The sequence below is a fragment of the Vibrio nomapromontoriensis genome, assembly GCF_050337205.1.
In the GTDB taxonomy this organism is placed as follows: Bacteria; Pseudomonadota; Gammaproteobacteria; order Enterobacterales; family Vibrionaceae; genus Vibrio; species Vibrio nomapromontoriensis.
Window position 1 is genome coordinate 353,857 of the sequence record NZ_JAKJSS010000006.1, and the last position, 13,748, is coordinate 367,604.

The 13,748-nt window shown below is 44.2% G+C and carries 13 protein-coding genes; 5 read left to right on the top strand and 8 right to left on the bottom strand.

Translation table 11 applies throughout. From position 1 onward, the window contains the following. From xni to queF, 5 genes are all read right to left on the bottom strand, one after another. Positions 1–777 carry a flap endonuclease Xni gene (gene xni, locus L4D05_RS01680; protein ID WP_428750493.1) on the bottom strand — a complete coding sequence of 259 codons (777 nt, stop codon included), beginning with the start codon at positions 775–777 and terminating at the stop codon, positions 1–3. Positions 778–839: 62 nt separating this feature from the next. Next, positions 840–2,201 (bottom strand): nucleotide 5'-monophosphate nucleosidase PpnN, encoded by a 1,362-nt coding sequence (ppnN, locus tag L4D05_RS01685; protein ID WP_428750494.1) that lies wholly within the window; start codon positions 2,199–2,201, stop codon positions 840–842. Positions 2,202–2,416: 215 nt separating this feature from the next. Next, positions 2,417–3,988: a GGDEF domain-containing protein gene (locus L4D05_RS01690; RefSeq protein ID WP_428792841.1), complete on the bottom strand. Its 1,572-nt coding sequence runs from the start codon at positions 3,986–3,988 to the stop codon at positions 2,417–2,419. Between the two features lie 103 nt (positions 3,989–4,091). Next, a complete protein-coding gene (locus tag L4D05_RS01695) occupies positions 4,092–6,365 on the bottom strand; it encodes a tetratricopeptide repeat protein (RefSeq protein WP_428750496.1) in 2,274 nt (757 codons plus the stop codon). 25 nt (positions 6,366–6,390) lie between these two features. Next, on the bottom strand, positions 6,391–7,236 hold the full coding sequence (gene queF, locus L4D05_RS01700) for an NADPH-dependent 7-cyano-7-deazaguanine reductase QueF (protein WP_428792842.1): 846 nt from the start codon (positions 7,234–7,236) through the stop codon (positions 6,391–6,393). Positions 7,237–7,346: 110 nt separating this feature from the next. Between queF and syd the strand changes: the two genes are divergently transcribed. Both syd and L4D05_RS01710 read left to right on the top strand, forming a co-directional pair. After that, complete coding sequence (syd, locus tag L4D05_RS01705) at positions 7,347–7,892, top strand: SecY-interacting protein (RefSeq protein ID WP_428750498.1); 546 nt, start codon at positions 7,347–7,349, stop codon at positions 7,890–7,892. Positions 7,893–7,927: 35 nt separating this feature from the next. Next, a complete protein-coding gene (locus tag L4D05_RS01710; protein WP_428792843.1) occupies positions 7,928–8,704 on the top strand; it encodes a Zn-ribbon-containing protein in 777 nt (258 codons plus the stop codon). A gap of 136 nt (positions 8,705–8,840) precedes the next feature. Here L4D05_RS01710 and L4D05_RS01715 read toward each other — a convergent pair whose 3' ends face one another. The 3 genes from L4D05_RS01715 to metN are packed head-to-tail and all read right to left on the bottom strand — an operon-like array spanning position 8,841 to position 11,388. Further along, positions 8,841–9,653 carry a MetQ/NlpA family lipoprotein gene (locus tag L4D05_RS01715; RefSeq protein ID WP_428792844.1) on the bottom strand — a complete coding sequence of 271 codons (813 nt, stop codon included), beginning with the start codon at positions 9,651–9,653 and terminating at the stop codon, positions 8,841–8,843. 33 nt (positions 9,654–9,686) lie between these two features. Then, entirely contained in the window at positions 9,687–10,364 is a 678-nt protein-coding gene (locus tag L4D05_RS01720) for a methionine ABC transporter permease (RefSeq protein WP_265673786.1), read from the bottom strand. Next, complete coding sequence (metN, locus tag L4D05_RS01725; protein ID WP_428750500.1) at positions 10,354–11,388, bottom strand: methionine ABC transporter ATP-binding protein MetN; 1,035 nt, start codon at positions 11,386–11,388, stop codon at positions 10,354–10,356. The genes L4D05_RS01720 and metN overlap by 11 nt, the downstream gene beginning before the upstream one ends. 199 nt (positions 11,389–11,587) lie before the next feature. On the opposite strand from metN, the gene gmhB reads away from it, so the two are divergent. From gmhB to treR, 3 genes are all read left to right on the top strand, one after another. Further along, positions 11,588–12,139 (top strand): D-glycero-beta-D-manno-heptose 1,7-bisphosphate 7-phosphatase, encoded by a 552-nt coding sequence (gene gmhB, locus L4D05_RS01730; protein WP_265673788.1) that lies wholly within the window; start codon positions 11,588–11,590, stop codon positions 12,137–12,139. A 146-nt stretch (positions 12,140–12,285) separates the two neighbouring features. Next, a complete protein-coding gene (locus L4D05_RS01735; RefSeq protein WP_428750501.1) occupies positions 12,286–12,660 on the top strand; it encodes an MliC family protein in 375 nt (124 codons plus the stop codon). A 20-nt stretch (positions 12,661–12,680) separates the two neighbouring features. Next, positions 12,681–13,625, top strand: a complete 945-nt coding sequence (gene treR / locus L4D05_RS01740) for a trehalose operon repressor TreR (protein ID WP_428750502.1) — start codon at positions 12,681–12,683, stop codon at positions 13,623–13,625. The last annotated feature ends 123 nt before the right edge of the window (positions 13,626–13,748 follow it).

The following is a 13,748-nucleotide window of genomic DNA, read 5'->3' on the forward strand; positions in this document are numbered from 1 at the left end:
TTAGCCTTTTTCCTCTTCAAAGCGAATATCTTGCAAATTAAATCCAAGCTCTATATCCGTTTTTAATGACGAGATCTGTTTGCACTTACGTGCAATGTCGATGTGCTCATCCAGTTTTTTACGATATTTCTTTGGCAACTCTTCACCTGCAAACGCGGCTTCAATGCTGTCATATTGCGTTAGGATCTCCTTAGCGGCTTTAGGACCTACGCCAGGAATACCGGACACCTGTGAAGAACTCACGCCTGTTAATCCCCAATAGTCGGCAAGCTGCGCTGGTTTGACGCCAAATTCAGCCTCGATAAAAGGTGCATCAAGCCAACGGTGCTGGAAATAGTCACGGATCTGTAGGGTGGGTGATAACAGCTGACAGTAACCTTTGTCTGTTGAAATTATCGTTACCTTTTCGCCGTGACTTGCAACCTTAACGGCTAGTGTTGCCACCAAGTCGTCTGCCTCATCTCCTTCGGAGAGTAGCGAATCAATCCCCAGCTGCCACCACGCGTCTTGAACCTTTTCTAGCCCTAAATAGAGCGGCTCAGGCATGGGTTTGCGGTTTTGTTTATATTCAGGAAGGATCTCTGCTCGCCAACCGCGATCTTGGTCGTGGTGGTCAAAAACCGCAATAATATGAGTAGGCTCAGACTCTTTAATGATTCGCTTTAGAGTGCGGGTCGTAGTGAGAATGGTACGATCAATATCTTCTGGGTCAGGTTGTACGGCATGCACTCGTCGGAGAAGATTAAGTGCATCAATAATAACAAGATGAATAGACATAAAAAAAGACCACAGAATAACGTGGTCTTATTGTAATGAATCTCACGAGCAGTTTCAGGCTTTTATTCGCGGTTGGCTATCTTATAACATGGGATATATTCTGAGCCGGGTAGTTTCATACGTTGCTGCTGAACAAAATCGCCAAGTAATTTGTCCATTTTTGTCATGAGTGCTTTATCGCCATCAATCAAGAATGGACCGTGCTTTTCTATTTCTAGAATACCTTCCGCCTTAACATTACCAGCAACAATCCCAGAGAATGCCTGCCTAAGCGCCGCTGCGAGGTTTTCTGGTCGTTGGTTAAGGTGTAAGTCTAATCCCGCCATATTCTCATGTGTTGGGTCAAACGGGAGTTGGAATTCAGGCTCAATATGTAACGACCAATTGTAACTGTACGCATCGCCATTTTTCTTCCGGTGCTCACGGACATCAGGCATGGCATTTTTCATGACTCTGGCCGCTTTAGCAGGATCGTCAATAATAATCTGGTAGTGCTTTTGCGCTTCTTCACCCAGCGTGTCTCGCACAAACTCATCAATAGAGCGGAAATAGGCTTCACTTTCTTTTGGTCCAGTAAGCACAATAGGTAGAGGCTGCTCTGCATTATCTGGGTGCATCATAATGCCCAGAATATAAAGCAGCTCTTCTGCTGTTCCTGGGCCTCCAGGGAAAATGATGATGCCGTGTGCCATGCGCACGAAGGCTTCCAAACGCTTTTCTATATCTGGCATGATCACCAGTTCGTTAACGATAGGATTCGGTGGCTCAGCGGCGATGATAGAAGGTTCGGTTAACCCTAGGTAGCGCTTTTCGGTATAGCGCTGCTTCGCGTGGCCAATGGCTGCGCCTTTCATTGGTCCTTCCATCGCACCGGGTCCACATCCAGTACAAATATTAAGCTCTCGCAGGCCTAATTCATTGCCGACTTCTCTGGTGTATTGATATTCGGTTGGGTTTATTGAGTGACCACCCCAACAAACAATGAGGTTGGGTTCAATTCCCGGTGTGAGAGCTCGGGCGTTGCGTAAAATACCAAAGACCAAGTTAGTAATGTGTGCAGAGTTGGTGAGATTAAGGCGCTGGCTATCGGCAAGGTGCATATTGACGTAGACAATGTCACGTAACACCGCAAATAGATGTTCTTGAATTCCTTTAATAATCTGCCCATCAACAAATGCGTGCTCAGGAGGGTTAGACAGTTCAAGCTTGATGCCTCGCTCACGTCGCATGACATTGACATCAAAGGAGAGGTGTTTATCTAGTAGCTCTTTCGAGTTGTCAGTGTGGCTACCAGAATTAAGCACCGCAAGCGTACAATTTCGATAGAGCTGATAGAGGTCACTAGCGGCGGTTTTTTTAAGGCGCTCAACTTCAAGTTGAGAAAGAAGGTCCATGCTGCCAGCAGGACTGATATGCGTGATCATAGGCATTTCCTTTGTCTAGAACCAAAAGCGATTGCCAACCGAGGCGAAGAGACAGTACATGAAAATGTGCGGTACTGAACGTAGGGGAGGGCAATGCATTAGCCATAATTAGTATTGTTATAAACCACAACTCGTTAATACTTAACGACATAGGTTAGTTATTAGACTAGCAAATATAAGGTAACTTTCTATCACTATTTATTAATGACAGTGGATTACGCTTTCCATGCAAACTGGTTTGGACCCAGTTTTTTGGTTTGTATCAAGATCTGGTTTAAGCGCTCCAGCGCTTCGTTAGGGGTGTCATTTTGATTGAATTCAGTGCTGGCAGCCGACAAGGTGATGGTGATGAGTTGATCTCGGAATTTAAATGGTAAGTTGCTGATTTTAGATTGAATTTCTTGTACAACTTTTTGGCAGTGAACATCGTTTTGTTCCGGCATAATGAGGATGAACTCCTCTCCTGAAAAACGAGCAACCGTATCGGTATCGGCGACCGTATTCGCGATGGTTCGGGCTATGATTTTTAGCGCTTTATCGCCAGCACTGTAACCAAAGTTATGGTTAATACTTTTGAACTTATCAATATCAAGGATGACCAATCGCAGTGAGTGTTGGTTTTTTAGCCATCGTCGATACTCTAACTCGAGCTTATCTAACAACGCTGTCCGGTTGTATACTTTGGTTAACGGATCGGTAAGCAATCGCTTCGATTGATCTTCTAGTCGACGTCGATAATCTTGCGTCACGTCAAATAGGTTTTCTAGCTGATTATTGTTGTATTGCATTCGGTCAAGTAGGGCTTGTTCTCTCATCTCTGCATGTTGCAGACGTTCAGTGAGAGAAGCCAGTTGAGCAAGTACTGGCTCCATTGTGCGTTTGACTGTTTCGAGATCCTGACTTTGGCTAATGTTCGATTGGCTAGTCGTGACTAGTGAGCCAAGTTCTTGGTGAATTTGTTGTCTTTGTTCAAAGTAAACTTGGTTTTGGTCTAAGTTTTGAGTGCCATTTTTTAGTGAGTTAGACAAGGATACGTTGACTTGCTCTAAAAATTGCTCAGAGGTCTTTCTTTCATAATTTGTGGCGTCAATAACCAGACGTAGCACGTTTAAAGTCAGCTCAAGAAGTGCGTCACCAGAGATCTCCATTAACAGTTTGGCACGGATTTCGAGTAGCTGTTCACCTGATTCACCCTCAAAATCGAGTTCAGTAATGAGGTTTTGTAGCTCTTCATTCAAGCCTAAAAGGAGATGATGGTTGTTTGGCTTTGCGTCTGGCTCTTTAAGGGTGAGTGCGCTATTGGAGGTGATAATTTTTATTGCTCTGTCATAGATATTGAGGAGCTTGATAGCATTATCGGTTTTTTTGAAGCTGTGATTATCACTGTAGGTGAGTACGGCACGCAAATCACGTTTGATTTGTGCAGGTAAGCCAGAAACGCGTTGAAGCGTTTCGCCACTGCGACGAAGCTGTTCGTCTAACGAGGTATCTTGTTTATCGACGGCTGCTGACTTTTGCGCGATTAGGCGTTCTAGAATCGCAAAACGAGGGATCAGACTACTGATGTCGGCATTATGTTCGAGTTCGTGACGAAGTTCGATCAGTTTTTCATCAATACGAGGATGAGAGCCGATATGGGCACGGCTGAGTGTTGAGATAAAGCGCTTAAGTACAGTCTGTTCTCGTCGACTTTTAAGCGATGCATCTCTTTGAGCAAGACGTAGTTGTTCCAACTGTACTTTTAACAGATGGAGTTGCTCTAATGTATCACTTTCAGATGGGCCCATAAATTCTATAAAAACTAATCAGTTGTATTGTTATTGATGCATCAAATGATAATAACAAAAAACATCACAACGTCACCTAGTCTTCGGTTCAAGTGCTGTTTTTTTACCCTTCAGTGAGCGTTTTTTTGAAGCCGTCCTCATTCTGGGAAGATGAATGTACTTTTATTAACCCTTGCTTAATCGCAGTCTTACAGGCTTTCCTTATGTCATCAGTTGCAAGGCTAGCTGCCGGCGCGTTATCAATAGCTTTGAGATACACCCAATGACTCTTACTTTCTTGCATGCTGATATCTCTGGCCATATGCGTTGAAACCAGCAAAATATCCAAGAGTTCTTTGTCATTGATCGCGGTGTAAGCTCGCGGTAGGAACGGGTAGTTCGCCATCCCAACGCGGACGATGCGATTGATTTTTCGGTTGGGTTCGAACTCGCTAACCCAACTTTGTATTTCATCGAACAGGCTCTCGGCAGTACGCGGTTTGATACTGGGCTCGATGTAAAGCAAGTTTGCATCTGAAAAGTGATAGATACGCGCAGGATGGTCAATTTTACTTCGAACAAATTCGCCAAAAGCGCGCTCTAGTTCTAATCCCGCTTTATAACCATTTTGTAAGTACATGTTGCGCAGGAACGGTATATCAATCATCACAAACCGTAAGCGATCACTTAGTGGCTCATTAATAAGCTCACCGACTTGCCATTGTTCAAAGTTTCGCTGAGTACGTTGCAATGAGCTTGGTAAGTTAGCATTAAGCAAACGCAGGTTAGGCAGTCCGGAGCGAGCATGGGTAAATAGGGTGTCATTGAGTTCTAATAATTCGACTTTCATTCGTCGATTAACGAAAAACATTCGTACACCAACGAGAAATATGACAGCAACAGTACAAAAAAGTCCAAACGCGACTTTTTGAAACTTCTGCTGTGCAATCAGAGCGTCTTTTAATTCAAGCTTTTGAGTTTCGTAGTGAAGCCCTTGCTCTACAAACTGCTTTTGTTGACGAAACGCATCTTCACTAATTTGATTTAATTGGTCTTGCTGATATATACGTAGTGAATTGGCGTGCTTAATGTTTTCCAGCGCGAGTTGATAATTACCTTTTTGTTCATGACCAAGGGCAAGTAGTTGATAGGACTGCTGCTCAATAGACGTTTGTTTCAGTGTTTGACTCAGCATTAACGCTTCATTAGCGTGCTTTAAGACTTTGTCACTTTCTTTTTGATGGTAGGCTAGACCGGCGTAGAGCAGAGCGGCGCGTGCTTTAAGTGCAGGGTAGTCTGACAGGGACAATAAGCTTTGTGCTCGAGTTAAATACTGCTCTGCCAATGGGTAGTTATAGAGCTGCAAATAGGTCGATGCGAGGCTAATGCGAATATCGATGACTTTCTCGATATTCCGGTCAAAACTTCGGTGATCGACAACATTAAAGTAGTGCACTAATGCAAGGTTGTACTTTCCTTGCAAGAAGTAGATGTCGCCCATGAGCTTTAATACATCGACGAGAACGGGTGAGTCGGGGTAGCTGTCATAAAAGTCTGCGGCTTGGGATAGGTGTTCCAGCGCTTTGTCGAGGACTTGTCTTTGCATAAATAGCTGCGCGAGCAACTGGTTAATGTTCGCCAGTTGATCCCCAGAATTTAACTCTATTGCTGCCCAGTATGCGAGCAACAGTTCAGATAGCGCTTCATTGTAACGGCGATAGCGTAAAAAGTGTGTTCCATAAGCGGTGTGGTAATCAATCGATAGCTTCGACACGGAATCACTTGGAATATATACGCCAGCCTTTTGATACATGTGATTGGCGAGTTCAAATTCATTTTCTGCCGAGGCAATTTCACCTTGCAGCTTTTTAATTCGGTAACTGGTGCGGTTGGCGATACTTTGGCCCTTTCGGATGCCTTCAAGCTCACTTTCTATGCTTTTTAACGAGTCTAGAGCCTTGGCTCCCTCGCCATCTTTTAGCCATGTTAATCGGGTTTTTAGAATCCGAATGTCCAACTCCAGAAACAGTAAACGGTACTGTTTCGTCATCGCCTCTGCTTCATCTAAGCGTTTTAGCGCACTTTTAATATGACCTAAATTGAATTGCGCTTGCGCTAAAATAGTGAGGGCATTGACCGAACTCAGCGGGGTACGAACACGTTGGTCAGTATCGTCTCTAGATAAATTTGACGGGCGATCATCCGTCTGTTCAATGAATTTTCGGCTGTTAAGGTAGTCACTGGCGATATCACTGGCTTTTTGTGGTTCAATCTCGACCAGTTTATCTGCTTCAACAAGTAGTGGTGAAGTAAAGTTAACAGCGTGAAGTGGCATGGAATACACCCCCGCAAAAAGCGAAGCGAATAATCCTAATACAGGCCAGAATTTAGAATTCATGAGTGCATCCATTCCTAATGATAATTTATTGTCGAGCCATACGAGCATTATGCTCAGGTGATGATTGGCTACTAGAGCGGTAAGGGTTGATGTCTAATCCGCCACGTCGTGTGTAGCGAGCGTAAACGGTGAGTGAGCTCGGACGGCAATAGGACATAATATCGGTATAGATGCGTTCCACGCATTGCTCGTGGAATTCATTGTGTTCACGAAACGAGACTAAATAGCGCAGTAGTGCTTCACGATCAATTTTAGGACCATGATATTGAATTTCTACGCTGCCCCAATCTGGTTGATTGGTGATGAGGCAGTTAGACTTGAGTAGATGGCTATGCAGCGCTTCTTCTACTATCACGTCGCTTGTTGCGTGTTGCAGTAGGTTAGCATCGAACTCATAGCTATTAATTTCAATATCTTGTTCATCAATGCAATCCCCAGCCATACCGACAATAACCGACTGCTCATAGTCTTTCACTGGAATCAGTTTAAGGGTGACTTCTTCTCCTGCACAGTTCGACAGATCGCTTTGAATTAAATGTTGAACCTCATCCCAGCTAGCAAAGCGAGTTTGGTTATAACTATTGAGATAGAGTTTAAAAGACTTAGACTCAATGAGGTTAGCACTGGTGGCAGGAATGTAGGCCTCACCAATAGCGACTTGTGGTAACCCTTTGCTATTTAACCATGAAATTTCGTAAAGCGTCCAAATATCACAGCCTTTAAATGGCAATTCATTGCCCAGCTCAAGATCATCACGATTGAGACTTCTTGGCACCGGTTGCAATAAAGACGGGTCGTATTGATTAGCATAATCGGTTTTTTGGCCAAGAGTGAGGCCAGAAAGCTCTTTAGCGTTGGAATATTTGCTCATAATTGTGTGATATTTCGATTAGAATAATGCGAATTTTACGAGATCCCGGAATAGCTGTCATCTTTTGTGAGCGGAAATCCGTGTTCAGTACGATGATAAGTGGAGACGATATGAATCAAAGTGTACAACAGGCGTTAGAAGCTTTTGCTAAGCGTTATGAAGAATCATGGCAGAAAAAGCACCAAACGCTCCCAGCGAATGAAGAGTTATATGATCTGATTTCTCCATGTATTGAAAGTAAAGATGACCAACAGGTATTTTGGCGTGCGAGCCTACGTGAAACACCGGAGCAGCTAGAGAGTATTGAGCGTGGTATAGAGTTATTGATTCATGATGACGTCAAAGCGTTCTACGGTCATCAGTACAGCGCGGACATGGACGCCACTTGGCAAGGTAATACCTTAACGCTGTTGCAAGTGTGGAGTGATGAAGATTATGTTCGCTTACAAGAAAATATATTGGGGCACTTGGTGACTCAAAAGCGGTTAAAACTAAAACCGACGGTTTTTATTGCCGCAACCGATGCAGATATGGATGTTATTTCGATATGTAACATTAGCGGACAAGTCATCTTAGAGCGCTTGGGCACTGATCGTCGTGATGTCATTGCTGATGACTTAGCTTCATTTCTTAATGGGTTGGAGCCTAATGTCTAATAAAAACCCATATTCAAAGGAGCTTAGCGCTTAATATGTACGTTGTAGAGCTTCAATTTGAGTGTTTTGACAACACTACGATCACCGCGGTAGAAAAAGGCATTAATGGCTTAATGGACGCGCTTCGCTTTAATGGCCAAGTACTTGGACGAGAGTTTCCTATCGTTATGGGGGATGGCGAGTTTTATGTTCGTGTTGTCTGCCCTGAACAAGACAGCTTACATCCTAAAAATCATTCAGATTTTGTTAAAGTTTGCTTTAAGCGATTGTCGGATGCGTTTTTGCTGGCACCCAAAATGCGCTTACTTGGGCAAGATTTAAACTCGGAAGAGTCAGCGGAGGTCACGCCTCCGAGCTGGCAAGTACTGTATACCACGTATGTACATACGTGTTCGCCGTTGAGAAGTGGTGACACCTTATTACCCATTCCTCTTTACCGTAACCCACCAACGCTAAACGGTGACCATAAGTCCGTGATTAAGTGGCAGACGGAATGGCAAGCGTGTGACGAAGTGCAAATGGGCGGAGGCTGCAGAGCTGAGCATGCCACACTTAGAGAGTTGAGCGATGTTAGCAGTGATCTATTTAGACGCGGCTGGGATCTTCGTGGCCGTATTGAGTTCATGACTCATATCCCGACGTACTATTACCTTTATAAAGTTGGAGGTCAGAGTCTCGCGGAAGAGAAGGAGCGTAAGTGTCCTAAGTGTGAGGGTGAATGGTTGCTTGATGAGCCACTGCACGACATTTTCCATTTTAAGTGTGATGATTGCCGACTCGTCTCTAATATTTCTTGGGATCACCTAAAGTAGGGTGCAGACTGGCCAGTATTTTTGACCGATAATAAAAAAGGTTGAAGCGTTTAGCTTCAACCTTTTTTAATGTTTATGAGCTATGAATACCCAAATCATTGAGGGATTCTCTATGAACTAGAAAATCTACTCCAGCTTATTCCCAGCCTTTAACTACGCCACCTTGGAAGATGTCAGACGCTGCGTTGTAAACATCTTCTGTTTGGTAAGCTTTAACAAAGTTTTGAACATTTTCAGCGTTCACATTGTCTTCACGAGCCACAATCAGGTTCACATAAGGTGATTCACTGTTTTCAACAAACACACCGTCTTTTTCTGGTGTTAGGTTGATAGAGCTTGCGTAAGTGGTGTTAATGATTGATAGCGCTACATCGTCAAGAGAGCGTGGTAGCTGCGCCGCGTCCAGTTCAACAATCGTAATGTTTTTTGGGTTTTCTACAATGTCACGCACCGTTGCTGCAAGATCAGCCCCTTCACGTAATGTAATAAGACCTTGCTGCTCTAGCAGTAGTAGTGAACGACCAAGGTTAGTTGGATCGTTTGGTACGGCAATGCGTGCGCCTTCCGCTATCTCGTCAACAGAAGTGACTTGCTTAGAGTAGCCTGCGATAGGGTAAACAAACGAGTTGCCTGCAATAGTAAGTTTGTAGCCACGGTCAGTAACTTGTTGATCAAGATATGGCTTATGCTGAAATGCGTTAAGATCAATTGAGCCATCATCCAGTGCAGCATTTGGCGTTACATAATCAGTGAACGTAACAAGCTCAACATCTAAGTTGTATTTTTCTTTCGCGACTTTCGCTGCGACTTCTGCAACTTGAGCTTCTGCGCCAGCCATTACGCCAACTTTGATGCTGTTAGTATCCGCTTCTTTTTCACCACAACCTGATAGCACAAGTGCTGATGCTGCCGCTGCGATAGCAAGCAAACCTTTAACATTGAATTTCATGACTTTCTCCTTGTTATAAACTTTTTAACTGCTTTATCTGTGATCGACGCGACGAACAATGTGATCGCCAATCGATTGAATAATTTGAACTAATACAATAAGCATAACCACAGTAACGGCCATAATCACGACATCGTATCGATGGAACCCATAGCGAATAGCGACATCACCTAAGCCACCGCCGCCCACGGTTCCTGCCATAGCAGAGTAGCTGACTAACGTGACTAGCGTGATCGTGACTGAATTCACAATGGTTGGTAATGCTTCTGGAAGCAATACTTTCGAAATAATTTGATATGGCGTCGCGCCCATCGACTGGGCTGCTTCAACCAAGCCGCTTGGGACTTCTAGTAACGCGCCCTCAATAAGGCGAGCCACAAATGGAATGGCACCAATCGTTAGTGGTACGATCGCTGCGGTAGTACCAATGAACGTGCCGATTAGCAGTTTGGTGAGCGGGATAATCGCGACCATAAGGACGAGGAAAGGCACAGAACGACCCATGTTAACAATCGCACCCAGGATATTATTGAGGCGAGTATTTTCAAGTAATCCCCCTTTTTTAGTGGTGTGTAAAATAACACCAAGAGGAATACCTACAGCAAAACCAACGACACCAGCAACCGCCACCATGTAGAGGGTTTCCCATGTTGCGCCTAGTAGCAGTTCACCATTAAGGGACAGCCAATCTGAAACAGAATTAAAGGACATAACCGAGTACCTCTACTTTTACGTTGTGGTTGCGCAAGTATTCTATTGCCGCATTGTCATCAAGTTCGGTGCCAAAGAGCTCAGCAACCATCATGCCGAATTTTACGCCACCGGCGTAATCGAGATCAGAGCTAAGAATGCTGATATCGATATTGTATTTGCGAGCGATTTGCGAAATAAGTGGAGCATCGACCGTTGCACCAGTGAATTCAAGGCGAACCAATGGATAGCTGCCTTCGACTCGGCTGGTTTGCAATCGACGTTGGTAATCTTCAGGAATGGACAAGTCCAATGTAGAGCGAATGAACTGGTGCGCAAGTTCAGTTTTTGGGTGAGCAAAGATGTCACCAACCGACCCTTTTTCTACCAATCGACCATCACCGATAATCGCCACTTGATGACAAATACTTTTTACCACGTCCATTTCATGAGTGATCAATAAAATGGTGATTTTAAGTTTACGATTAATGGTTTTAAGTAGCTCTAAAATAGATTGGGTGGTTGCAGGATCTAACGCGCTGGTCGCTTCGTCACACAATAATACTTTAGGGTCGGAGGCAAGTGCGCGAGCGATAGCAACACGTTGCTTTTGTCCACCACTTAAATTGGCTGGGTACGTATCACGTTTATCGCCAAGGCCAACCAGTACCAATAACTCAGATACTTTCGCTTCGATTGCCGCTTGGCTTTTACCAGCCAGTTCAAGAGGCAGTGCAACATTTCCAAAAACAGTGCGAGATGAGAGCAAGTTGAAATGCTGGAAGATCATGCCAATATTACGGCGAGCTTGGCTGAGCTCTGATTTAGAGAGCAGAGTAAGATCAACGCCATCAACAATCACTGCGCCAGACGTCGGTGCTTCAAGCATATTGACGCAGCGAATAAGGGTACTTTTCCCTGCGCCAGATGCGCCGATCACGCCAAAGATTGTGCCTTCTGGAATATGAAGGTCTATATCAGCAAGTGCATTGATGGCTTTAGTGCCTTGATAAAACACTTTGTTTACCTGATTAATTTCGATCATCTAATCAACCTGAACTCTATGAGTAGCATAAAAGTTTGAACTACATCCCAATTACTAGAAGATGCTATGGGTTTTGCTTATTTGTGTCAATGGATATTTTTACGTCTAGACGTCTAAACGTCATTTTCATAGTGATGAAGCGATCAAAGCATGTAATAATTCAGTCTATTAACACCTATATATAAGAAGAGAGTGACCTGTGGCTAAACCCGCCGTATTTTTGGATCGTGATGGCGTGATAAACGTTGATCATGGTTATGTCAGTGATGAGCATGATTTTGAGTACATCGATGGTGTATTTGAAGCGGCCAAAAAATTAAAACAGCTTGGCTATATGCTGGTGGTGGTGACCAACCAGTCCGGCGTCGCTCGTGGTATGTTTTCAGAAGACCGCTTCATGTCATTGACACAATGGATGGACTGGAATTTTAGCGACAATGGTGTGGAGTTAGATGGGATTTACTACTGTCCTCATCATCCCGAGCATGGTATTGGCGAATATAAGCAAGACTGTGAATGTCGTAAGCCAAAACCAGGCATGTTTATTTCAGCACGCGATTTTCTTGATATTGATATGGCGAACTCTGTCATGGTGGGTGATAAAGCTGAAGATTTGATGGCAGCCGAAGCGGCTGGAGTGACAACTAAAATTTTGGTCAGAACTGGCAAGCCAGTGACTGAGCGTGGTGAAAGTATTGCTTCAGTGGTGTTAGATAGTATTCGTGATGTTCCGGCTTATCTTGCCAAATAAACTGCTCGTACGACTAGGCTGCATGAATCATAGCCTTTAAGTGGATGCGACAAGAACGGAAAACGGGCTACGGAACTGAATGACTGACTAAGGTTATGATGGCGGTAAAGCTATGATGGCGATAAAGCAAAGGAGTGCAGATAAATATGAACGTCTATAAATGGCAGTATTTGCTGATAGGCAGCCTACTTAGTGTTGTTGCTGGTTGTAGTCAATATGCAGCGGAGGCCGAGCAAAGTGCAAATTCACTGTATCAGAACGACGCAAGCAGTGAGCTTTCTTCGACTTTGTATCAATGTGAATCGGTTGAATTTGTGGTCACGGCTTTAGATGATGAGCAAGTGCTAGTGCTTATTGATGGCACAGAAAATCACTTACATCGTGTGCCTTCTGCATCTGGTGTGAAATATACACTAGATGGCCAATTAGAAAGTGATGCTGAAGTGGCGCTGTTTACCAAAGGTCAGCAAGCAATGCTTACGATATCAGGTCAAACGTATAACGGCTGTATGGCGAAATAACGTCAAAGATTGAAGGTAATATGAGCAAGAAACTCACTATTTTGGACATTGCTAAACTCTCTGGTGTTGGGAAATCGACGGTTTCTAGGGTGCTCACCAAGGATCCTAAAGTGAAGCCTGATACGAGGCTGAAAGTCGAGGCGATTATTGCCGAGCATGGTTATGTACCGTCTAAATCTGCCCAGTCAATGCGAAGCGGTGGCAACCCCAAGGTTATTGGCGTCATTATTTCTCGTTTGGACTCCCCGTCAGAAAACAAAGCGGTGAGTGGCATGCTCAACGTGCTGTATGCGGCGGGCTACGATGTCGTGATCATGGAAAGTCAGTTCGATCCACAAAAAACCAATGAGCACCTGACCGTGTTACGTAAGCGTAATGTCGATGGTGTCATTGTTTTTGGATTCACTTCTCTGGATGTAGAAGAGGTGAGCCGTTGGCAATCGAAAGCGGTCGTGATCGCGATGGACACTGATAAAGTATCGTCGATTAATTATGACAACCAAGGGCTCATTCGATCTGTACTCAGTAAGTTGGCGACAGATGGTTTAACGAATTTGGCTTTTATTGGCGTCGATCCTACAGATAAAACCACAGGGTTAGCACGTTTAACGGCTTATCAGGAGTGGTGTGAAGAGCAGGGTATTGCGCTTTGCTACCAGACCGGGGCGCTTCACCATGACAGTGCTTACCATTTAGTAGATAAAGTTATTAGTACTCAGTTGCAAGCGCTGGTTTGTGCCAGTGACACGTTAGCACTTGGCGCGGTGAAACGCTTGCAGGAACTAGGGCGTGAAGATGTTGTGGTAACTGGTATTGGTGGCAATGAGCTTCTCTCATTTCTTTTCCCCAAAGTTTATAGTATTGACCCGGGTTACCAACAAGCTGGCAGTAAAGCGGCTCACTTGTTGATCAGTCAGCTAGAACAGGGAGAATCAATTCAGCACCTCACTCAAGAAGCTGTTTGACGTCAGCGACTTCCTCTCGTTGATTTTTCTCATTATTAACAACAAACGCTGTAAATTTAACCAAAGAGTGTGATCATGCTCAATTAATGGGAATGTTCCCATTCTGTAAGGTGCTTTCTGGTG

Coding starts and splice junctions, on each gene's coding strand:
- xni (WP_428750493.1), bottom strand. CDS start 777: ATGTCTATTCATCTTGTTATTATTGATGCACTTAATCTTCTCCGACGA.
- ppnN (WP_428750494.1), bottom strand. CDS start 2,201: ATGATCACGCATATCAGTCCTGCTGGCAGCATGGACCTTCTTTCTCAA.
- L4D05_RS01690 (WP_428792841.1), bottom strand. CDS start 3,988: ATGGGCCCATCTGAAAGTGATACATTAGAGCAACTCCATCTGTTAAAA.
- L4D05_RS01695 (WP_428750496.1), bottom strand. CDS start 6,365: ATGAATTCTAAATTCTGGCCTGTATTAGGATTATTCGCTTCGCTTTTT.
- queF (WP_428792842.1), bottom strand. CDS start 7,236: ATGAGCAAATATTCCAACGCTAAAGAGCTTTCTGGCCTCACTCTTGGC.
- syd (WP_428750498.1), top strand. CDS start 7,347: ATGAATCAAAGTGTACAACAGGCGTTAGAAGCTTTTGCTAAGCGTTAT.
- L4D05_RS01710 (WP_428792843.1), top strand. CDS start 7,928: ATGTACGTTGTAGAGCTTCAATTTGAGTGTTTTGACAACACTACGATC.
- L4D05_RS01715 (WP_428792844.1), bottom strand. CDS start 9,653: ATGAAATTCAATGTTAAAGGTTTGCTTGCTATCGCAGCGGCAGCATCA.
- L4D05_RS01720 (WP_265673786.1), bottom strand. CDS start 10,364: ATGTCCTTTAATTCTGTTTCAGATTGGCTGTCCCTTAATGGTGAACTG.
- metN (WP_428750500.1), bottom strand. CDS start 11,388: ATGATCGAAATTAATCAGGTAAACAAAGTGTTTTATCAAGGCACTAAA.
- L4D05_RS01735 (WP_428750501.1), top strand. CDS start 12,286: ATGAACGTCTATAAATGGCAGTATTTGCTGATAGGCAGCCTACTTAGT.
- treR (WP_428750502.1), top strand. CDS start 12,681: ATGAGCAAGAAACTCACTATTTTGGACATTGCTAAACTCTCTGGTGTT.